Here is a 21,039-nt window from a genome sequence, read left to right as displayed (position 1 = left end):
ACATGGTTCCCTTCGCTAATGCGTGACCAAGATCGCGACGCTTCTGGGGCCGATGGACAACTGTGACTGGTTGGCCAGCGGCGGTTCCGAGCCCGGCTCGAAGGCGTCCATCGGCGGGGCGGCGGCGGTGTCGGCGAACAGGTGCCAGGCCTGCCCGCGCGGCGCGGGCGGCAGTTCGAGCGTGTGCGACTCCCAGTGGGAGTTGGCGGCGACGTAGACGCAGTCGTTCCCGCCCCCGTCGAACAGCGCGGCCAGCACCCGCGAGTGCGCCGACCAGTCCGGTGACCAGGCGCTCACGCCGTGCCAGTGGACCGATCCGGGAGAGCCGCCCCTCAGCACCGGGTGCGCCCGCCGGAAGGCGATGGCGTGCCGCGTGAAGCGGAACAGGTCGGCGTTCTCCTCCCGCAGCCCCCAGTCGAGCCACGTGACCGGCCCGTCGTGGCAGTAGGCGTTGTTGTTGCCGAGCTGCGTGCGGCCGAGCTCGTCGCCGGCCAGCAGCATCGGCACGCCCCGGCTGGCCAGCAGGAGCAGCAGCGCGTTGCGCTGCTGCCGGGCGCGGAGCGCCAGCACCGCCGGGTCGTCGGTCACACCCTCGTGCCCGCAGTTCCAGGAGTTGTTGGCGTCGTCGCCGTCCCTGTTGCCCTCGCCGTTGCCCTCGTTGTGCTTGTGGTCGTACGAGACCAGGTCCCGCAGCGTGAACCCGTCGTGTGAGGTGACGAAGTTGACCGTGGCCGCGGCGCCCCTCCGGCTGTACATGTCGGGCGAGCCGACCATGCGGGTGGCCAGCTCCCCGGTGACGCCGATATCGCCCTTGACGTACCTGCGCACCGTGTCGCGGTAGCGGCCGTTCCACTCCGACCAGCGGCTGTAGTGGGGGAAGCTGCCCACCTGGTAGAGCCCGGCGGCGTCCCACGCCTCCGCGATCAGCTTGCGGTCGCGCAGGATCGGGTCGTACGCCAGCGACTCCAGCAGCGGCGGGTTGTGCAGCAGCTCGCCGTCGGACCCCCGCCCGAGGATCGCCGCCAGGTCGAACCTGAAGCCGTCCACATGGCACTCGGCGGCCCAGTAGCGCAGGCAGTCCAGCACGAACCCGCGCACCACCGGATGGTTGCAGTTGAGCGTGTTGCCCGTGCCGCTGAAGTTGTAGTAATGCCCGTCGGGGGTGAGCATGTAGTAGGTGGCGTTGTCCAGTCCCTTGAAGCTGATCGCCGGGCCGCGCTCGTCGCCCTCCGCGGTGTGGTTGAACACCACGTCGAGCAGCACCTCGATGCCCGCCCGGTGCAGCTCCTTGACCATGTGCTTGAACTCGTCGACCTGCATGTGGTCCCGGCCGGTGGCCGCGTAGGACGCCTTGGGGGCGAAGAACCCGATGGGGCTGTACCCCCAGTAGTTGACGCCGGTGAACACGTTGTCGGTCTCGTCGAACTCGAACACCGGCATCAGCTCGACGCAGTTGACCCCCAGCTCCAGCAGGTACGGGATCTTCTCCACGAGCCCCGCGTACGTGCCGGGCGCCGCGACCCCGGAGGAGTCGTGCCTGGTGAAACCGCGCACGTGCAGCTCGTAGATCACCAGGTCCTCGTGCGGCAGGTGCGGCGGGCGGTCGTCCTCCCAGTCGAAGTCGTCGAGCGTCACCCGCGACCTGTGCCGGTAGGGGCCGTGACCGGTCAGCATCCTGGCGTACGGGTCGCTGAGCACGAGGTCCGGGTCGAAGCGGTGGCCCTCCCACGGCCGGCGGGGGCCGTCCACGCGATAGCCGTACTCCAGGCGCTCGACGTCGAGGCCGAACACGGTCATCGCGTAGACGCTGCCCACCCGGAACGTCTCCGGGAAGGGCAGCTCGGCCATCGGCTCGGGCTCGCCCTCCCGATAGAGCACCAGCGTCACCGAGGTGGCGTGGTTGGAGTAGACCGAGAAGTTGACGCCCCCGGGCACCCGCGTGGCGCCGAACGGCAGCGACCGCCCAGCGCGCACGGGGTATCCGGCGATCCGCTGCGTGGGGTAAGCGTCGATCGGCTCCAGGATGGTCATACAGTCAACGCCTCCACGCCCTGCTCCACCGACTCGACCACGGTGAAGAACCCGAGGAAGCCGGTCGCCTCCATGATCGCGCGCACGTCGGGGGACAGGCCCGTCAGCGCGAGGCGTACCGTGCCGTGCTGGGCCTGCCGGTAGACCAGCAGGAGCACCCGCAGCCCCGCGCTCGACATGTACAGGGTCCGGGACAGGTCCAGGACCACCAGCCCGTCCTCGGGGAGGAGCGCCCGCAGGTCCTGCTGGACCTGGGGCGAGGTCTCGCTGTCCAGCTGGCCGTCCAGGCTGATGACGGTCACCCCGCCGCGCAGCTCTTTCCGCAGTCGCATGGCCATGTCACTCCTCCACGGGCGCGAGATGGGCGCGCACCGTCATCGGCGAGGCGGAGTCGGGCAGCTTCACCGTCATCGCCGCGGCGTCGAAGAGCTGGTACGGCGAGCCGTCCACCTCCACCCACTCCAGCCGGACCCGGCCGGGCGGCAGCGCGTCGGGCGCCACCCGCAGGACGCGGTCGGTGAACCCGTCGGGCCGCGGCCGGAACCACAGCGTCAACGGCTCCTTGTCGATCAGCAGCCGCTGGTAGACGGTCGCCAGGAAGCACAGCTCGGCCGCGTGGCACATGCTCATCGAGTGGCTGCCCTTGAACCGCTCGTTGCCGAGCAGGTACGGGTGGCCGTCGGCGAGCACGTTGAAGTAGATCCCGCCCTCGTCGTGGTCGAGGAAGAAGGCGCTGTAGAAGGCGGCCGACTCCCGCGCCCTGCGCGTGAACTCCTCCTCGCCCACCAGCCCCGCCAGGATCTGGTAGGCGAGGATCGCCTGCTCCTGCTGCCACCAGGCCTTCCTGTCGTGCCAGACGAACCGGTGGACGTGCTGGCCGGGGGCGAGCCTGCGCTCGACCACGTCGTACCAGCCGCCGCGCTGCGGGTCGCTGCCGAAGCCCGGCATCTTCTCGCCGATCTCGGTCGCCAGCGTCCGGTAGCCGTCCTTGGGCCGGATCGACATCATCCGCATGAGGTTCCAGGCGATCTTGAGGTTGTGCCCGACGACCGCCCGGTCCTGCTGCCAGTGCCAGGTGGTGTCCGGCGTCCAGTCGGCGTGGAAGCGCTCCTGGACGTACGGGCTGTCCTTCCTGGGCATGTGCTTGGCGATGAGGTCGAACGTCTCCTCGAGCATGTCGGCGTGCCGCTCGTCGCCGGTGGCCAGGAACAGGTTGATGAGGTAGGCGGGGGCGTGGTCGCCGACGGAGTTCCAGTTCTTCCTCGACCGGTTCGGGCCCAGCGACTCGTGGTGCGGGCTGAGCAGGATCGGGTCGATGTGCGAGTAGTAGCCGCCCCGCTCGGGGTCGTGGAAGAACTTCTTGAACAGCCGCAGCGTGCCGTCGATGTCGGAGGCGATGCGCGGGTCCCCGGTGAGCCGGTAGAGCTGGGTCGGGCCGGCCAGGGCGTAGATCTGCTCGTACATCGGGATCGCGTCGTAGTCGTCGCCGAACTCGGAGGTGAACAGCTTGCGCTCGACCCCGTCGCGCACGTCGATGCCGTGGTACCAGTACACGACGTCCTCGTCGCGGTCCACGAAGCGCATGTGCTCGCGCAGGTAGGCGGTGCCCTGCTCGGCCACCTCCAGGAAGTCCTCCTCGCCCGTGAGCATGTAGGCCGAGGACATCCCGTAGATCATCCGGGAGATCGTGTCGGTCTCCTGCACGTCCTGGCCGGCCTTCTCGCCGCCCAGCCGCAGCATGGTCCGGTAGGCGGAGTAGTCGATCGGGCCGTCGGCCCCGAACTGCGCCTTGCGGTAGAACCTGCCCAGCTCGCGGATCTGCTTGACCCACCAGTCGGGCTGCTCGAAGGCGTACTGGCCCGGCTGCCTGCCCAGGAAGATCAGCGTCTTGGCCTCGATCGTGTAGGCGCCGTTCTCGTGGTAGAAGATCCCCTTGACGAACACGTAGGTGCCCGGGGTGAGCAGCTGCTCCAGGTGCGCCGAGGCGTCGAGATACGGCTCCGAGAGGTTGCGCACGAACTCGGCGGAGGTGGTGCCGGTCAGGCGCACCCGCACCGGCCGCCCGTCGTTGGTGCGCAGGCTGATCTCGCCGTGCTCGAAGCCGGTGACGTAGCCGGCCACCAGGTCGGAGAAGGTGAAGTCGGGCCGGTAGACCGTCTCGGAGCCGCGGTCGGCGGCCACCAGGTCGATGATCATGCGGGCGAAGGCGGCGCAGTGCTCGGCCGTCCGGCCGGTCACCAGGTCGCGGTCCACCACGACGTCCTGGTCGGTGTAGACGGCGCCCATGTTGCGCACGTCGCCGACCAGGTTGTTGTGACACGTCACGCGGCGGCCCTTGACCGCCTCGGCGATGGGCGCCGCCAGCCAGAGGCCGTGGCAGATGATGCCCTTGACGATCCGGTGGTCGTCGAAGGCCTCCTTCAGCAGCCGTACGGCGGGGGCGAGCTCGTGGACGTCCTCGGTGTAGCGCAGCCGGTCCGAGACCATGCCGGACGGCACGATCAGCACGTCGATCCGGCTCAGGTCGGCGCTCTCCAGGTCGCCGCTCACCGTGAACGGCTCCTTGAACTCATGGCCGTGGAAGGTCAGCGAGTCCTGTCCCCACAACCGCGTGAGGAACTCGACCCGCGCCCCCTCCTCGGTGAAACGCCGCTGGTAGTAGTGGAGCTCCTGCTCGACGTAGTCGCTCTCCATGAGGATCGCGACGGTGCGCCCGGCCAATCGCTTCTCACGCACGGTGTACCTCTCAGGTGGTAATCAGATCGACGAGGAACGGCCCCGGCGTCGCCAGCATCCGCTGGACCGCCGCCTCCACCTGGGCGGGCTTGCTCACCTTGACGCCGGGGACACCCAGGCTCGCGGCCAGCTTCACGAAGTCGATCTGGGGATGGGACAGGTCGAAGCCCTGGGGGTGGGGGTGCGCGGCGATGCCGCGCTCGCGCCAGTACTGTTCGAGGTTGTCGTCGAGCAGCTGGTAACGGCGGTTGTCGCAGATCACGAAGCGGGCGGCCACGCCGTACCGGACGGCGGTCCAGAGGGCCTGGATGGTGTACATGCTGCCGCCGTCGCCGGTGAAGGCCACCACCTCGTCCTCGGGGCGGGCCAGCTTGATCCCGATCGCGCCGGGGATGCCGACGCCGAGCGAGCCGCCCCTGGTCTGGAAGTAGGTGCCGGGCCGGCGCGGCGGGAGCCGCCTGAGCAGCGCGGGGGCGGAGGTCAGCGCCTCGTCGAAGACCACCAGCCTGTCACCGGCCCGGGCGGCCAGCTCGCCGGCGAACAGGTCCATCATGGTCTCGCCGTACACCTCGGCCGGCTCGCGGGCCGACTCGAGGGTGGACTCGGGGCGGGCGGGGCCGAGCAGGCGGGCCAGCGCCGCCAGGGTCGGCTTGGGATCGGCGACGAGGGCGACGTCGGCCGGCAGGTTCTTGGCGATCTCGTAGTCGTCCAGGTCGATGTGGACGATCTTCGCCGCCTCCGGGAAGGGGCTGGTCAGCAGCGGGAACACCTCGGGGAAGAGGTACGTCCCGACGACGAGCGCGGCGTCGGCCCCGGCCAGCGCGGCGGCGCTGTGCTCGCCGAACATGTGCCCGAGGTCGCCCCGGTGCAGCGGGTGGGTGGTGTCGATGGTCAGCTCCGAGGAGTTCACCGTCCACACCGGGGCGCCGAGCGCCTCCGCCACCCTGGCCAGCTCCTCCTGCGCGCCGGACACCGAGACCCCGTCCCCGGCCAGCACCACGGGCCGCCGGGCGGCGCGCAGCACCGCCGCGGCCCGCTCCAGCTCCTCAGGCACGGGCACCGTCGCCCGGCTGGGGATCGTGCTGGCCACGGCGGGCTCGTCGGTGTCCTCGTCGAGCACGTCCATCGGCAGTGCCACGAAGACGGGCCCGCGCGGCGGCGTCATCGCGATCTTGACCGCGCGCCGCAGCACCCTCAGTACCGAGCCCGGGTGGGTCACCCTGGTCGCGTACTTGGTCACCGGCCGGGCCATCGCCACCAGGTCCACCGCCATCTGGCCGTCCAGGGCCTCGTACCGCACCCCTGCCTCGCCGGCGATCACCACCAGCGGCGAGTGGCCGCGCTTGGCCTGGTAGAGCAGGCCGACCCCGTTGCCGAGGCCGACCCCGCTGTGCAGCTGGACCAGCGCGGGCCCGCCGGTGGCGCGGGCGTAGCCGTCGGCGATGCCGAGCGCCGCCGACTCCTGCAGCGCCAGCACGTACTGGAAGCCCGGCGTCTCCTCCAGCACGTCCAGGAACCCCTGCTCCACGGTCCCCGGGTTGCCGAACATCACCGAGATGCCGTCGGCCGCGAACTGCTCGAAGATCGCCTCTTTGGCGGGACGGGTCGCCATGGTCACCAGCCGTAACGGCGCAGGCCGGACTCGAGCACCTCGACCAGCTTCTCGCCGGACAGGTACGAGTCGGGGGTCGAGCGGCCCGTCACGAACGGGTGGTCCACGATGACCGACGTCTCCTTGCCCACGTTGCCGTGGTAGCGGCCGTCGGGCGCGGTGGCGTCGCGCAGGATGTACTCCAGCGGGTACGGCGGCGGCCCCATGTTGAAGTCCACTCCCAGGAAGCCCGTGCCGTCCTTGTAGTCGTACTCCTTGCAGTGGCCCGTCACGTGCTTGCCGCGCAGGATGCTCGCACGGTCCTCCCAGTCGCGGGCGAAGGCCAGGCAGGCGACGCCGTAGCACTCGGCGAGCACCGGCTTGTCCGCCCGGACGAAGGAGAGGATCAGGTCGTGCACCCGGCCGTTGTTGGCCAGGTCCACGATCGGGCCGCTGCCGCCCACGAGGACCAGGGCGTCGTACTTCTCGACGTCCCGGTCCAGCCGGCCGAGCTCCCGGTAGTAGGCCTCGACCTTGCGGAGGTATCCGTCCTCGCTGTTGTAGGGGCGTTCGGGGATCCACTCGGCGAGGCTGACCGGGGAGTCCAGCCGGTCCGACTCGTCGAGCTGCCTGGCGGCCACGGCCACCTCCGGCGTGGTCACGGAGCGGCCCAGCGGCGGATCCACGTACCCGGGGTCGAGACTGGGCGGCAGTGCCCGCGCGCGCTTGCCGGTGGGGGTGGCGAACACGCTCCGGTAGCCCTGCCGGTCGAAGGCGGCCAGCGGGCCGACGAGTTCCTCTCCCCAATATCCGTACTCGGAGAGAACAATAAGAATGGTGCGCGTCATGCGTGGATTCAAACAATATGTGGTTTTCCAGGACAAGCCCGGCCCGCCTATTCCGTCAAGTCCGTGAAAGTCGCCGGCACTTCGTCAGGTGCCGGGGGCGGCCGCCCGGAAAATGACGGAACAATGGCCTTAGCCGATTCTGGGGGTCGTGATGCCCGAGCAGCGGCGGCCGGTTCTGCTGGCCGTGGACGACGACGATCACGTGCTCCGCGCGGTGCGGCGCGATCTGTCCCGCGCCTACCAGGAGCGCTACCGGGTGGTGGCGTCGGGGTCGCCGGTGGAGGCCATGCGGATCCTCGACCGGCTGCGCGAGCGCCGTGAGGAGGTCGCGCTGATCCTCTCCGACCAGCGCATGCCCGAGATGACCGGGATCGAGTTCCTGGTGGAGGCCGGCCGGCGCTTCCCTGCAGCCCGCCGCGTCCTCCTGACGGCCTACGCCGACACGAGCGTCGCCATCTCGGCGATCAACGAGGTGCGGCTGGACCACTATCTCGTCAAGCCGTGGGAGCCGCCGGAGGAGCGGCTCTACCCCGTGCTCGACGACCTGCTGTCGGACTGGGAGTCCGCCCACGAGCCCCCGTACCAGGGGATCCGCCTGGTCGGCCACCGGTTCGCGCCCGCCACGCACCGGCTGCGCGACCTGCTGACCCGCTACCGCCTGCCGTTCAGGTTCGAGGAGGCGGAGCCGGGCGCCCCGGAGGTCCCCGAGGTCGTGCTGCCCGACGGGCGCCGCATGGCCCGCCCCGGGCACGGCGAGGTGGTGGCGGCCCTGGGCCTGGCGACGGAGCTCAGCCACCCGCACTACGACGTGGCGATCGTCGGAGGCGGCCCGACCGGGCTGGCCGCGTCGGTCTACGCCTCGTCCGAGGGGATGGCGACGCTGCTCATCGAGGCGTACGTCCCGGGCGGCCAGGCCGGCACCTCCAGCCGGATCGAGAACTACCTCGGCTTCCCGTCCGGCATCTCCGGCGTCGATCTGACCAACCGCGCGATGGCGCAGGCCCGCAGGTTCGGCGTGGACGTGCTGGCCCCGGTCGAGGCCAGGCGGCTGAGCCGGGCCGGCCGGGCCTGCGTGCTGAACCTGTCCGACGGCAAGGAGATCACCGCGGCCACCGTGCTGCTGTCGCCGGGCCTGTCGTACCGCGGTCTCGACGCCGAGGACGCGGCCCGCTTCGAGGGGGCCGGCATCTACTACGGCGCGGCCCTGACGGAGACCGAGTCATGCGTGGGGCGGCAGGTGTGGATCGTGGGCGGCGCCAACTCCGCCGGCCAGGCGGCGCTGCACTTCTCCCGGCACGCCTGCCACGTCACCATGGTGGTGCGCGCGGACAGCCTGGCCAGCGGCATGTCCGCGTACCTGGTGGACGAGATCGCCGCGACGGGCAACATCACGGTCATGACGAACACCCGCGTGGTCGCCACCGGCGGCGTGGACCGGCTGGAGCGCATCACGCTGTGCGACACCCGCAGCGGCGAGCTGACCACGCGGGAGGCCGAGCACGTCTTCGTGTTCATCGGCGCCCGGCCGCGCACCGAGTGGCTGGACGACCTCGTGCGCAGGGACGCCCACGGCTTCCTGCTGACCGGCCCCGACCTCGGTCCGGTGGCGGGGCTGGCCAGCTGGGACCTGCCGAGGCAGCCGCTGCTGCTGGAGACGAGCGTGCCGGGCGTGTTCGCGGCCGGCGACGTGCGCGCCAACTCCGTCAAGCGGCTGGCCTCGGGTGTCGGCGAGGGCGCCATGGCGGTGTCGATGATCCACCGCTACCACTCGGAGAGCTGACCCCTACTCGGGGACCCGGGCCAGCGGCAGCCGCACCACGAACCGCGTGTCGCCCGGCCGCGAGTCGACCTCCATCGTGCCGCCGTGCCGCTGCGCCACGATGTCCATGCTGACGTGGAGCCCGAGACCGGTCCCCTTGCCCAGATCCTTGGTGGTGAAGAAGGGCTGGAACACGTTCGGCAGCGCCTCGGCGGGGATGCCGTGTCCCGTGTCGCGGAACTCCACCACGGCGTGGTCGCCCTCCCGCCTGGTGCTGATCGTCAGCTCGCCCTCGCCGCCCATGGCGTCCACGGCGTTGTCGATGAGGTTGGTCCAGACCTGGTTGAGCTCGCTGGGGAAGGCCTGGAGGTCGGGGACGCCGCCGTACTCCCGGCGCACGCGGATGTTGCGCAGCTTGGGCGCCATGAGGGCCAGCGTGGCCTCCAGGCCCTCGCGCAGGTCGGCGTCCCGCTGGGGCGCGCGGTCCAGGTTCGTGTACGCCGAGGTGCGCCGTACCAGCTCCACCACCCGCTCGGCGGCCTCGGCCGCGTCGCCGGCGAGCGTCCGGATGCGCAGCACCGGCACCAGGTACGCCAGCGCCGCGGCGAGCGCGTCCGGCCGCAGCCCGGCGGCCAGCTCGTCGAGCGCGGCGCGGTCCACACCGTGCTCGGCGAGGTCGTCGGCCAGCTCGACGGCCCGGTCGGGGCCGAGGCCCTGTTCGCGGAGCCAGTCGGCGACGTCGTCGGCCGCCTCCGCCTCGGCCAGCGGGTCCAGCGCGGCCCCGGAGCCCACCCGGTCCTGGAACCCCACGACGAGCCGCACCTCGGTCTCCTCGCCCGTGCGCCCCCACTCGACCGCGGTGGCGGCCAGCCGGGGCGCGAGGTCGCGCAGCTCCCGCGCGGCCCGCAGCGCGGCCGCCGCCGGGTTGTTCAGCTCGTGGGCCAGGCCGGCCGCCAGCATGCCCAGCCCTTCCAGCATGCGGCTGCGCCCGGCCTGGCGCTCCATGGCGTTGATGCGCCCGGCCAGCACCGGCAGCAGCACCCGGCAGACCTGCGGGCAGCGCTCCAGCATGTCGAAGAACGCGTCCTTGCCGTAGGCCACGACCCGCGCCGGCCCCACGGCCAGCGCGGTGGCCAGGTACTCGTCGCTGGTGAGCAGCGGGAGCTCGCCGATGAACTGGTGCTCCAGCGCGTCGCCGAGGTGCCGGGTGAGCACCTGCTCCCGCCCGCCGACCAGCTTCGAGACCACGATCTCGCCGTCCAGCAGGATGTAGAAGCCGTCGGCCGGCGCACCCTCGACGAACAGCGCCTGCCCCTCGCCGAGCTCCCTGACGGTCCCGGCGCACGCGAGCCAGTCGAGCTGCGCGTCCGACAGCCCGGCGAACAGCTCGATCGCGGAGAGCCGGGCGGTCAGCCATGCGGGCGCAGGCACAGTTCCTCCGATTCCCGTCCGTCCAGGCCGCCCAGCAGCCGGTACGCGTGGGCCACCGACACCAGCGTGACGTGGTGGTGCCAGCCCTGGAAGGAGCGGCCCTCGAAGTGCTGCAGGCCGGACTCGGCGGCGACCGAGGCGAGCACGGACGCCGCCCTGTTGCGCAGCCCGACCAGTCCCGCCAGGTCGGACACCCGGTTGCGGCCCAGGTCGGTCAGCCACATCGCCCGCGCCCCCGAGCGCGGGTACCAGCGGTGGCCCTGCCCCTGCTGTTGGTACAGGGGCCGCGTGCCCGCCTGCCCCTGCACCACCTGCAGCCGGGGCCGTAACGGCTCCAGCACCGGGCGGGCGGGCAGGCCGGACCCGCCGGCCGGCAGCGTGCCGGGGGAGACGCGGACGAGGTAGGGCAGCCCGCGCTCGGCGAGCCCGGCGAGGAGGAGCTCCACGCCGGGCATCGACCTGCCGTCCACCACGATGGGCGCCGGAGGCAGCCCCCAGTCGACCACCATCTCGTCGACGGCCTGCAGCAGGTGCCGCCAGTGGGGCCGGCTGTGCTCGTGGGCCGGTACGCGGGCCCGGCTGCGCAGGCCGTCGTCCTCGTCCCACGAGCGGGGCAGCAGCAGCCGCCAGTTGACCGGGCAGCCGCCGTCCTCTCCCACCATCACGACCGCCAGGCCGATCTGGCAGTTGAGGAGGCGGCCCGCGGAGTTGGCGAACTGCCGCGCCACGCCCACCGACTTGGACCCGTTCTTCGGGAAGACGACCTCCTCCAGCACCCACGCCTTCGGGCGGATCGCCTCGACGAGCAGCTGGGCCAGGCGCTGCCGTACGGGCGCCCAGTCCCAGGGGCTCTGGTTGATGAACTGCTGGAGGCACTGGTCGACGGGCCGCCCCACGACGTGGTTGGAGATCCGGCGGATCGACTTGCGGCCCGGGACGGAGACCAGGCCGTGGACGTAGACCTCGCCCCATCGGCGCTGATCGGAGCGGAGGAAGGACGTGAACAGGTCCTCACAGAAAGGAGAGAGCCAAAACTCTCGCGAATGCAAATCCGAGTAGATGGCCATGCGACCAACCCCTATAAATTGAACATCCCCCTTTCCTCGAATTATTGAAATGTTCCGGGCCGGCTGACAGGACGAGGTTGTGCTGGCACTCTCGCTGCCACTTATGAGACTTCTACCTGTGGGACTTCTACCCAGAGGTACGGACGAGGTCGGCCGCGCGCTCGCCGATCATCACGACCGTGGTGTGCGGATGCGCGTTGACCAGCGAGGGCATGACGGAGGCGTCGGCCACGCGCAGCCCCTCCACGCCGCGCACCCGCAGCCGGGGGTCGACCACGGCCGAGGCGTCGGTGCCCATCCGGCAGGAGCCGGCGAAATGGTAGTACGACCCGGTGTTGGCCTTCACCCAGGCGCGCAGTTCCTCGCGGGTGGTCACGCCGGGCCCGGGGGCGACCTCGGCCAGCCCCCACCGGCCGGTGAACGCCTTGGTGCGGTAGATGTCCCGGGCGACCTCCACGGCGGTGACCGTGCGCTCCAGGTCGACCGGGTCGCCGAAGTAGTTGGCGTTGATCCGCGGGTAGGCGGTCGGGTCGGTGCCCGCCAGCCGTACCCATCCCCGTGAGACCGGCGACACCAGGCCGGTCAGGCTGAGGATCACGTGCGGGTCCACCAGCTCCCGCACCGGCGCGACCGGCTGGCCGGTCTGCACGCGGCGGATGACGTTGGCGAAGAACTTCTCGCCGAACGGCGCGCGGTGCACCAGCGCGACCTCCAGGTCGGGGACGGGCAGCCCGTCCTGCGACCCGCAGAAGAGCGCGACCTCGGTGACGTTGCCGCGCGGGTCGTCGCCCGGCTCGGCCAGGTAGCCGATCGGCCCGATGACCAGCGGGTGGTCGTGGAAGTTGGCCCCGACCCCGGGCAGGTCGGCCACGACCGGGATGCCGAGCTCGGCCAGGTCGCCGGCCCGGCCCAGGCCCGACAGCAGCAGCAGCTTGGGCGACTGGATGGCGCCCGCGCACAGCACCACCTCGGCCTCGGCCCGCGCCGTGTGCGTGCGGCCCTCGCGCAGGTACTCCACGCCGACGCAGCGCGTCCCCTCGAACAGCAGCCGTGCCGCGAGGGCCGCGGTCAGCACCGTGAGGTTGGGCCGGTCGAGCGCGGGATCCAGGTACGACTCGCGGGCGCCCCTGCGCCGGCCGTCCTTGATGTTCACGTGGTGCCAGCCCGCGCCGAACAGGCCCGCGTTGAAGTCGTCCAGGCGCGGATGGCCGAGCTCGACGCAGGCCTCGATGAACGTCTCCGACACCGGGTTGCCCGTCTCGCCCGCGTCGGCCACGGTCATCGGACCGTCCTTGCCGGCCAGCGGGTTGTGCCCGTCGCGCTGGTCCTCCAGGCGCTGCAGCCACGGCAGCACGTCGTCGAAGGACCAGCCGGGACACCCGTGGTAGGCCCAGTCGTCGTAGTCCTGGGGACGGCCCCTGGTGTGCATCATGTGGTAGATGTTCGAGGTGCCGCCCAGGCCCCGGCCGGCGGCCGAGTAGACGCGGTTGCCGTCCAGACCGGGCTGGGGCTCGCTCATGTACGCCCAGTCCAGGTCGGTCAGCAGCACCTCGTTCCACCGCCACGGCGTCGTTACCGCGTCAGTGACCTGTGCGTCGCCCGCCTCGAGGAGGAGAACGGAGGCGTCGGGATCCTCGCTGAGCCGGGCGGCCACCACCGATCCGGCCGCGCCGGCGCCGATGACGATGTACCTGTAGCTGTCTGGCACGGTCGGCTCCTTCATGTGAGCAGGTCGGCCGCGCGCTCCCCGATCATGACGGTGGCGGCGGCGGTGTTGCCCGCGGGGATGGACGGCATGATCGAGGCGTCGGCGACGCGCAGCCGCTCGACGCCGTGCACGCGCAGCGCCGCGTCGACCACGTCCAGCGGGTCGCGACCCATGCGGCAGGTCCCCACCGGATGCCACACGGTGGTCGCGGTGGCGCGGACGTAGGCGGGCAGGTCGGCGCCGTGGCCGGGCGCGCTCTCGCGGTCGTGCAACGAGCACATCGAGCTGCTGTGCGCCAGCTCCCTGGACAGCTCGATCCCGCGCACGAGCGCCGCCAGGTCGGCCGGGTCCTCGAGGTAATGGGGGTCGACCAGGGGCGCGTCGGCGGGGTCCGCCGACCGCAGGGCGAGCCTGCCCCTGCTGCGCGGCCGCGCGAGCACGGGGGCGAAGGTGAAGGCGGGCCCGTCGACGCGGTACTCGTCGGCCACGAACTGCACGGGGCCGAACAGCATCTGGAGATCGGGGTCGTCCGGTGGGAACAGCCCCGCCTCCGCCAGCAGCTCGGGCAGCGGCAGGATCGACCGCGCGGCGTAGGCCACACCGAGGATGAGGTGGTCGTGCAGGTTGGCGCCCACGCCGGGCAGGTCGGCGGCGACCGCGAGACCGTGCTCGCGCAGGGCCTCGGCCGGGCCGATCCCGGAGAGCATCAGCAGCTTGGGCGTGGCGAGCGCGCCGCAGGAGACGATCACCTCGGCGCTCGCCCCGGCGCGGTGGAGCGCGCCGTCGCGCAGGTACTCCACGCCCGTGGCCGTCGTGCCGTCCAGCAGCACGCGGGTCGCCGTCGCGCCGGTCTCGACGGTGAGGCGGGGATGGCCGCGCAGCGGGTCGAGGTAGGCGGACGCCGTGCTCGATCGCTGGTTGTCCTTCGTCCTGGTGGACTGGTAGGCGAAGGCGCCCTCCTGCGCGGCGCCGTTGTAGTCCCAGTCCTCCCCGCCGGGGAAGCCCAGCTCGGAGGCGGCCTGGAGGAAGGCGCGCGACACCTCCGACATCGACGACAGGCGGGCCACCTTCATCGGCCCGTCCGCCCCGTGGTACGGCCCGGCGCCCTCCTCGTAGTCCTCGGCCCGTTTGAAGCAGGGCAGCACCTCGTCGTACGACCAGCCCTCGTTGCCCTGGGCGGCCCAGCCGTCGTAGTCGCGGCGGTTGCCCCGGACGTACAGCATGGCGTTGACCGAGCTGCCGCCGCCCAGCACCTTCCCCTGGGGCAGCGGGATCGTCCGCCAGCCCAGCCCGGCCTGCGGGACCGTGACGTACGGCCAGGTGACGGCGGGGTCCTGCCACAGCGAGGCCATGCCGGGGATGCCCGTCTGGCGGATGGCCGCCAGGCCGGCGTCGCCGCCGGACTCCAGCAGGAGCACGCGTGCCTCGGTCCGCTCGACGAGCCTGGCGGCGACGACCGCCCCGGCCGCGCCGGCGCCCACGACGATGTAGTCGTATTCCCTCTTCTGGTCACCGGCGGACATCAGCGGCTCTCCGGCCCGATGACCCAGTGCTCGGTGACGGCCATCCGGTGCACGTACCTCGGCTCGACCAGCGTCTCCATGTCGGCCACGACCTTGGCGTACTCGGGCGAGGCGAGCGCGGCCTCCATGGCGTCCCTGTCGTCGAACCACAGGAGGTGGGCGGCGTCGAGCACCGCCTCGCCGATGGCGTACGCGCCGTCCCTGACGTGGCACTGGAGGTATCGGCGCAGCCCCGGCACCTGCGCGACCAGTTCGGCGTGCGGGCCGAGGTCGGCGCTCCTGAAGTCGGCCAGCGGCAGCCCTTCCTTCCGCTTGACCAGCACGATCAGCTTCACGCCCGACGGCGGGGCGAGCTCGGGCCCCGGCACCAGTTCGTGCGCGTCGGTGTCGAGCACGAGCGTGCGCCAGAACGCCGCCCAGCGCGGCTCGTCGGCCCGCGCGCCCTCCAGGAACTCGGGCGTCTGCAGCGACTCGAGCTGCTCCCGCTCGTCGCGCAGCCAGATCTCCGCGACGCCGCTCCACAGCGGCTCGCCCTCGTCGGGCCGGAGCGGGATCCGGGTGTCGATCAGGTATTTCCTGATCTGCGGGATCTTGCTCGCGTACCGGACGGCGTGCACGTTCAGCCAGTACTGCTGGAACTCCTCCTCCGTCATCCCGGGCTTGGGCGCGGCGAAGATGAGTTGATGGATCACGGTGTTCTCCTCCGTCACTCGGTGTGTCCGACGCTAGGAGCGCGCATCCGCGCCGGGAAGCGGGCCCGGCGGCGCCGCGCTGACAAAGTCAAGTACGGTGCGGCACTTGGCCAGGTGCCGCTACGGCAGCGAGACCGACTGCGCGTGCCGGAAGACGTTGCGGGGGTCGTAGGCCGCCTTGACCTGCTGGAGCCTGGCGTAGTTGCCCTTGTAGTACAGCGTCTGCCACGGCACACCCGAGCGGTTGAACGCGGGGTCGGTGATGTCGGGGTCGGGGTTGTTGATGTAGCAGCCGTCGGCCTGGTCGCCGGGCACCGGGTAGCCGCCGGTGGCCGCCCACACCGAGCCGTACAGGTCGCGCAGCCAGCCGATGTTGGCGGCGTCGGCGGCCGGGTCCTGCCACTGGGTCTCGAACAGCGTCCAGAACGCGGCGTCGCGATGCGCCAGAGCGGTCCGCGTGGCGGGGACGGCGTTGATCGCGCCGCCGCTGAACCCGGCCAGGGTCACCGCGGCCGCCGGGTTGGCGAAGTCCGTACGGGTGAGCGCGTCGTACATCGCGCCCGCCTGCTCGGCCGTGTACGAGCGCCGCAGGTAGGCCGACTTGGAGGAGCCGCGCAGCGTCGGGTTGATGAACGAGGGGATGCTGGCGGCGATCAACTTGACCGCGCGCAACCACGGGAGCCGCTGCGCCGGCTGGGCCGCCACCACGGCGTCGACGCCGAGTCCGGCGGTCAGGGCCCCCAGGTAGTCGCCGAGGATCCGCGCCGCGTCGGGGGCGGTGGCGTCGACCTGGGTCAGCAGGAAGACGTTTCCGCTCGAGCGGTGCGCCAGCGACGCGACGCCGGACAGGATCCTGGCGGGGGAGTCGGGCGCGGCGTGTCCCTCGTACCAGGCGCCCCAGTTCGTGACCAGGGTGGCGAACTTCGCGCGGTCCAGCATGCTCCACGGGATGCCGACGGCGCTGAGCAGCACGTCCTTGGGCGGGTTGACGAGCAGGCGGCTCGGGTTGGAGCCGGTCGTGCCCGGCGTCCGGAACCAGAAGCGGGTGACGATGCCGAAGTTGCCGCCCCCGCCGCCGGCGCACGCCCACCACAGGTCGCGGTTGGGGTCGCCCGGATCGCGCGAGGCCGTCACGGCGCGGGCGGTGCCCGAGCGGTCCACGACCACGACCTCGACCGCCGCCAGGTGGTCGATCACGGCCCCGAGCTGCCGGGACAGGAAGCCGTACCCGCCGCCGGTGGCATGGCCGCCGATGCCGACCGTGGGGCACATCCCGCCGGGGATGGTCACGCCCCACTTCTTGAACAACGTGTCGTAGACGCCCGACAGCCGGGCGCCGCCCTCGACCGCGAACGCGCCCCGCTGCTGGTCGAAGTACACCTCGTCCAGCCCGGACAGGTCGATGACGACGTCCACGTCGGAGTTGAACACGAACGGGGCCAGGCAGTGGCCGCCGGACACCACCGAGATCCGCTTGCCCGCGTCGACCGCCTCCTGCACCGCGGCGACGACCTGGGCGGTCGAGCTGACCACGCGCACATAGTCGGGCGCGCCGACCCAGCGCTGGTTGTAGCCCACGGTCAGCTCCTGGTAGCGGGGGTCGGCAGGGTACACGGTGACCGGACCCGTGACCGGTCCGCCGGATGACACGGCGGCTCCGGCGGGGGACGCGGGCAACGTCACGGCACCCGCCACCAGCGCGGCGCCACCCAGTAATCCCCGCCTCGACGGACGTTCCATGATCGCTCCTTCTGGAGATTCTCCACGTGGGAGCCCTCCGTGCGGTTCCGCGGAGGGTGATCGTCAGGACATCCTCATGGTGTCCCGGCCTCCTGCGGATGCCGCGAAAAAGGATCGGAGTCCGTTACCTCCGGCCGCCCACCTCACGAAGAGGGCGGCGGACGTCACGAAGTACGTGCCCGGCGGGGGCCGAGGCCTTCAGGCGGCGGGGGCCTCGGGCAGGGAGTCGAGCCAGTCGAGCAGGCGGGCGCATTGGCGGGTCATGACGTCGGGGTCGCGCAGGGCGTTGGCCAGCAGGGACATGCCCTGGTAGGCGCCCACCAGCGTCAGGGAGAGGTCCCAGGGGTCAGGCCGGCCGAGCTCGCGGAACTGGCGCTCGACCCAGTCCAGCAGCAGCCGGATGACGCGGCCGGCCTCCGCGTCCAGGCCGCCCTCGGGGCGTTTGTCCAGCTCCGCGGCGAGCGTCCCGGTCGGGCAGCCGTAGCGGGCCGCGAGCTCGCGCTGGCTGGCCCACCCTTCCACGAGGGCCTTCAGCCGCTCCCTCGGGTCGTCGAGCCCGTCCAGGCGGTCGGTGAGGAGCCCCAGCTGCCGCGCGTGCTCGGCGAGGGCGGCGGCGACCAGGTCGTCCTTGGTCTTGAAGTAGTAGTACACGTTGCCCACGGGGACGTCGGCGGCGTGGGCGATGTCGGCGATGGTGGTGCGCTCCGCCCCCTGCCGGTGCACGACCTGGGCGGCGGCGGCCATCAGCCGCTGGCGCTTGGCGGCCGCGGTCCTCGCCCGCGAACCCGTTGAGTCAGTCACCTGACTAACTATATGCGGCTGAGCCGTGCTAGGGTCTCCCTCAAGTGAGTCAGCCGACTAACTAACAACTGGGAGAGATCATGATCGTTGTCACGGGAGCCACGGGGAACGTCGGGCGGACGCTGGTCCGGCTGCTGGCCGAGGCGGGGGAGCAGGTCACCGCCGTGTCCCGCCGCATCACCGACGCCGACGTGCCGCAGGGCGTGCGGGCGGTCGCCGCCGACCTGGCCGACCCCGGCAGCATGAGCGCGGCGCTGGAGGGCGCGGACGCGGTGTTCCTCCTCACGGGCGGCGACCTGTTCGCCGTCGAGCCCAAGGAGATCGTCGCCGCGGTGAGCGGGCCGGGCAGGACCGTCCTGCTCTCCTCGCAGGGCGTGGTGACCCGCCCGGACAGCGCGTCCCACGGCCGCTTCGGGGCGGAGGTGGAACGCGCTGTCGTCGGCTCGGGAGCGCGGTGGACGATCCTGCGGCCGGGCGGATTCGCCTCCAACAGGTACGCCTGGGCCGGGTCGATCCGCGCGGACCGCACGGTCGCGGCGCCGTTCGGAGACGTCGGGCTGCCGATCATCGACCCCGACGACATCGCCGCGGTGGCCGCCGCCGTGCTGCGGGAGCCGGGTCACGACGGCCGGACCTACGAGCTCACCGGGCCGGAGGCGGTGTCCCCGCGGCAGAACGCCGAGGCCATCGGCCAGGCGATCGGCGAGCCGGTCGCGTTCGTCGAGCAGACCCGCGAGGAGGCCCGCGCGCAGATGCTGGCGTTCATGCCCCCGCCGGTCGCGGACACCACGCTGGACATCCTCGGCGAGCCGACCGAGGCCGAGCGGCGGATCAGCCCGGACGTCGAGCGCGTGCTCGGCCGGGCCCCTCAGCCGTTCGCCGCCTGGGCCCGGCGCAACGCCGCCGCCTTCCGCTGAGCCCCGCCCACGCGGGATCATGCCCTCCATGGACGAGACGGTGCTGACCGACGACGGCGTGCGGCTCTGGGCGGTGCGGAGCGGCGAGGGCCGTCCCGTCGTCTTCTGTCATGGCGGGCCGGGCCTGTGGGACACCTTCGAGGACGTGGCCGGGCTGCTGTCCGGCGTCGCGGCCGTCCACCGGTGGGACCAGCGCGGCTGCGGTCGCTCGCAGCGGGTCGGGCCGTACTCGACGGCCCGGACGGTGGCGGACCTCGACGCCGTCCGCCGCCACTTCGGCCTGGAGTCGATGGTGCTGCTGGGCCACTCGTGGGGCGCCCAGCTGGCCCTGCGGTACGCCCTGGACCACCCCGAGCGCGTACGCGGCCTGGTCTACGTCTCCGGCACGGGCATCGACCCGGGCGACACCTGGCGCGAGGAGTACCGGCTCCGCCTGCGCGGCGCGGTGAGCGGGGACGTGGAGCGCTGGGCGGCGCTGGAGAGCCGCGAACGCACGGCCGCCGAGGACCGTGAGTTCGCGGTGCTGCAGTGGACGGCGGACTTCGCCGACCGCGGCCGGGCCATGGAGCACGCCGAACGCATGGCGACCCCCTGGCTCGGCGTCAACTTCGAGTGCAACGCCGTCCTGAACGCCGAGGGCAGGCGTGACTGGGGCACACCCGCGTTGCGGGACGCCTGCGCGGCGCTGGCGGTGCCGGTGCTGATCATCGATGGGGCCGAGGACATCCGGCCCCGCCGGGCGGTGGACTCGCTGGAGCGGGCGCTGCCGGACGTCTCGCGGGTGACCCTGCCGGGCGCCGGTCACCTGCCCTGGGTCGAGGATCCGGAGGGTTTCCGGGCCGCGGTGGGCGCGTTCGTGGCCGGCAGGGATTAGAGGGGTGGGTCAGGGGAGGGCGAGCATGCGGTCCAGGGCCGCCCGGGCCCAGTGGGCGGTGTCCTCGTCCACCGTGATCTGGTTGACGACCTCCCCGAGCACCAGGGACTCCAGGGCCCACACCAGGTGCGGCAGGTCGATCCGGTTCATGGTCGAGCAGTAGCAGACCGTCTTGTCCAGGAACGAGATGCTCTTGTCGGGGAACATCTGCGCCAGCCGCTTCACCAGGTTCAGCTCGGTGCCGATCGCCCAGCTGGAGCCCGCGGGGGCCGCCTCCAGGGTCTGGATGATGTGCTCGGTCGAGCCCACGTGGTCCGCCTTGAGCACGACCTCGTGCCGGCACTCCGGGTGCACCAGGACGTTCACGCCGGGGATGCGCGCGCGCACGTCGTCGACCGACTCCGCCGTGAAGCGGCCGTGCACCGAGCAGTGGCCGCGCCAGAGGATCATCCTGGCCCGCTCCAGCTGCTCCTGGGTGAGGCCGCCGTTGGGGCGGTGCGGGTTCCAGACGACGCAGTCCTCCAGGGACATGCCCATCTCCAGCACCGCCGTGTTGCGGCCCAGGTGCTGGTCGGGCAGGAACAGGACCTTCTCGCCGCGCGAGAACGCCCAGTCCAGGGCGCGGCGGGCGTTGGAGGAGGTGCAGACCGCGCCGCCGTTCCTGCCGCAGAAGGCCTTGATGTCGGCGCTGGAGTTCATGTACGTGACCGGGATCACCTGATCGGCCAGGCCGGCGTCCTCCAGGGCCTCCCAGCACTCCTCGACCTGGTCGAACGTGGCCATGTCCGCCATCGAGCAGCCGGCCGCCAGGTCCGGCAGCACCACCCTCTGGTGGTCGCCGGTCAGGATGTCGGCCGACTCTGCCATGAAGTGCACGCCGCAGAAGACGATGAACTCCGCCTCCGGCCTGGCCGCCGCGAGCCGGGCGAGCTTGAACGAGTCGCCCGTGACGTCGGCGAACTGGATGACCTCGTCGCGCTGGTAGTGGTGCCCGAGCACGAACAGCCGGTCGCCGAGCGCCTCCTTCGCCTTGCGGGCCCGTTCCACCAGGTCGGGGTCCGAGGCGGGCGGCAGCTCGCCCGGGCACTCGACCCCCTTCTCGCTGTGCGGATCGGCGCCCTGGCCGAGGACGTAGAGCGGCAGCCCAGTCTGGGTGGCCATGGCCAAACCCCCTTATCGTCGAAGTGACGATACTCATCATGACATATGGGGGATACCTCCTTATTACGGGGGGCGGCGGCCCCGGGAATGTGTGGCATGGGCCAGGTGTTGGTAGCGTCATTAGTAGGACGTCGGAAACAGACAGCCGGGTTAGGGAGTC

At 71.8% G+C, this 21,039-nt stretch carries 16 protein-coding genes; 3 read left to right on the top strand and 13 right to left on the bottom strand.

All coding sequences use genetic code 11. The features are described 5' to 3' along the window. Positions 1 to 15: 15 nt before the first annotated feature. Genes ACWEPL_RS39675 through ACWEPL_RS39655 form a run of 5 tightly spaced genes read right to left on the bottom strand, consistent with a single transcriptional unit; the run spans position 16 to position 7,206 of the window. A complete protein-coding gene (locus ACWEPL_RS39675; protein WP_363963437.1) occupies positions 16 to 2,031 on the bottom strand; it encodes a glycogen debranching protein in 2,016 nt (671 codons plus the stop codon). Continuing rightward, on the bottom strand, positions 2,028 to 2,363 hold the full coding sequence (locus tag ACWEPL_RS39670) for an STAS domain-containing protein (RefSeq protein WP_355191502.1): 336 nt from the start codon (positions 2,361 to 2,363) through the stop codon (positions 2,028 to 2,030). Before ACWEPL_RS39670 ends, ACWEPL_RS39675 begins: the two co-directional genes overlap by 4 nt. A 7-nt stretch (positions 2,364 to 2,370) precedes the next feature. Further along, positions 2,371 to 4,767 carry an AGE family epimerase/isomerase gene (locus ACWEPL_RS39665; RefSeq protein ID WP_452439186.1) on the bottom strand — a complete coding sequence of 799 codons (2,397 nt, stop codon included), beginning with the start codon at positions 4,765 to 4,767 and terminating at the stop codon, positions 2,371 to 2,373. 10 nt (positions 4,768 to 4,777) lie between these two features. Continuing rightward, positions 4,778 to 6,379, bottom strand: coding sequence for a thiamine pyrophosphate-binding protein (locus ACWEPL_RS39660; protein WP_452439185.1), 1,602 nt, complete (start codon positions 6,377 to 6,379; stop codon positions 4,778 to 4,780). Between the two features lie 2 nt (positions 6,380 to 6,381). Beyond that, a complete protein-coding gene (locus ACWEPL_RS39655) occupies positions 6,382 to 7,206 on the bottom strand; it encodes a type 1 glutamine amidotransferase domain-containing protein (RefSeq protein WP_363963443.1) in 825 nt (274 codons plus the stop codon). Positions 7,207 to 7,357: 151 nt separating this feature from the next. Between ACWEPL_RS39655 and ACWEPL_RS39650 the strand changes: the two genes are divergently transcribed. Next, positions 7,358 to 8,986: an FAD-dependent oxidoreductase gene (locus ACWEPL_RS39650; RefSeq protein WP_452439193.1), complete on the top strand. Its 1,629-nt coding sequence runs from the start codon at positions 7,358 to 7,360 to the stop codon at positions 8,984 to 8,986. Between the two features lie 3 nt (positions 8,987 to 8,989). On the opposite strand, the gene ACWEPL_RS39645 is transcribed toward ACWEPL_RS39650, so the two are convergent. The 7 genes from ACWEPL_RS39645 to ACWEPL_RS39615 form a co-directional block, all read right to left on the bottom strand. After that, positions 8,990 to 10,396, bottom strand: a complete 1,407-nt coding sequence (locus tag ACWEPL_RS39645) for an ATP-binding protein (protein ID WP_452439184.1) — start codon at positions 10,394 to 10,396, stop codon at positions 8,990 to 8,992. Then, positions 10,375 to 11,463: an IS701 family transposase gene (locus tag ACWEPL_RS39640; RefSeq protein ID WP_355191511.1), complete on the bottom strand. Its 1,089-nt coding sequence runs from the start codon at positions 11,461 to 11,463 to the stop codon at positions 10,375 to 10,377. The genes ACWEPL_RS39645 and ACWEPL_RS39640 overlap by 22 nt, the downstream gene beginning before the upstream one ends. 127 nt (positions 11,464 to 11,590) lie before the next feature. Beyond that, entirely contained in the window at positions 11,591 to 13,171 is a 1,581-nt protein-coding gene (locus ACWEPL_RS39635) for a GMC family oxidoreductase (protein ID WP_452439183.1), read from the bottom strand. Between the two features lie 11 nt (positions 13,172 to 13,182). After that, positions 13,183 to 14,694 (bottom strand): GMC family oxidoreductase, encoded by a 1,512-nt coding sequence (locus ACWEPL_RS39630; RefSeq protein ID WP_363963448.1) that lies wholly within the window; start codon positions 14,692 to 14,694, stop codon positions 13,183 to 13,185. Further along, positions 14,694 to 15,386, bottom strand: a complete 693-nt coding sequence (locus ACWEPL_RS39625; RefSeq protein ID WP_363963450.1) for an EthD domain-containing protein — start codon at positions 15,384 to 15,386, stop codon at positions 14,694 to 14,696. The genes ACWEPL_RS39630 and ACWEPL_RS39625 overlap by 1 nt, the downstream gene beginning before the upstream one ends. A gap of 120 nt (positions 15,387 to 15,506) precedes the next feature. Next, entirely contained in the window at positions 15,507 to 17,126 is a 1,620-nt protein-coding gene (locus tag ACWEPL_RS39620; RefSeq protein ID WP_452439182.1) for an FAD-binding oxidoreductase, read from the bottom strand. A 198-nt stretch (positions 17,127 to 17,324) separates the two neighbouring features. Then, positions 17,325 to 17,927: a TetR/AcrR family transcriptional regulator gene (locus ACWEPL_RS39615; protein ID WP_452439181.1), complete on the bottom strand. Its 603-nt coding sequence runs from the start codon at positions 17,925 to 17,927 to the stop codon at positions 17,325 to 17,327. 80 nt (positions 17,928 to 18,007) lie between these two features. Between ACWEPL_RS39615 and ACWEPL_RS39610 the strand changes: the two genes are divergently transcribed. Beyond that, positions 18,008 to 18,844, top strand: a complete 837-nt coding sequence (locus ACWEPL_RS39610; RefSeq protein WP_452439180.1) for an NAD(P)H-binding protein — start codon at positions 18,008 to 18,010, stop codon at positions 18,842 to 18,844. Positions 18,845 to 18,872: 28 nt separating this feature from the next. After that, positions 18,873 to 19,718 carry an alpha/beta fold hydrolase gene (locus ACWEPL_RS39605; protein ID WP_452439179.1) on the top strand — a complete coding sequence of 282 codons (846 nt, stop codon included), beginning with the start codon at positions 18,873 to 18,875 and terminating at the stop codon, positions 19,716 to 19,718. A gap of 9 nt (positions 19,719 to 19,727) precedes the next feature. Here ACWEPL_RS39605 and nadA read toward each other — a convergent pair whose 3' ends face one another. After that, complete coding sequence (gene nadA, locus ACWEPL_RS39600; RefSeq protein WP_350728921.1) at positions 19,728 to 20,879, bottom strand: quinolinate synthase NadA; 1,152 nt, start codon at positions 20,877 to 20,879, stop codon at positions 19,728 to 19,730. Positions 20,880 to 21,039: the final 160 nt, after the last annotated feature.

It is taken from the genome of Nonomuraea sp. NPDC004186 (genome assembly GCF_053603495.1).
The sequence above is the reverse complement of the archived record's forward strand: the minus strand, read 5'-3'. Positions and strand labels throughout refer to the sequence as shown.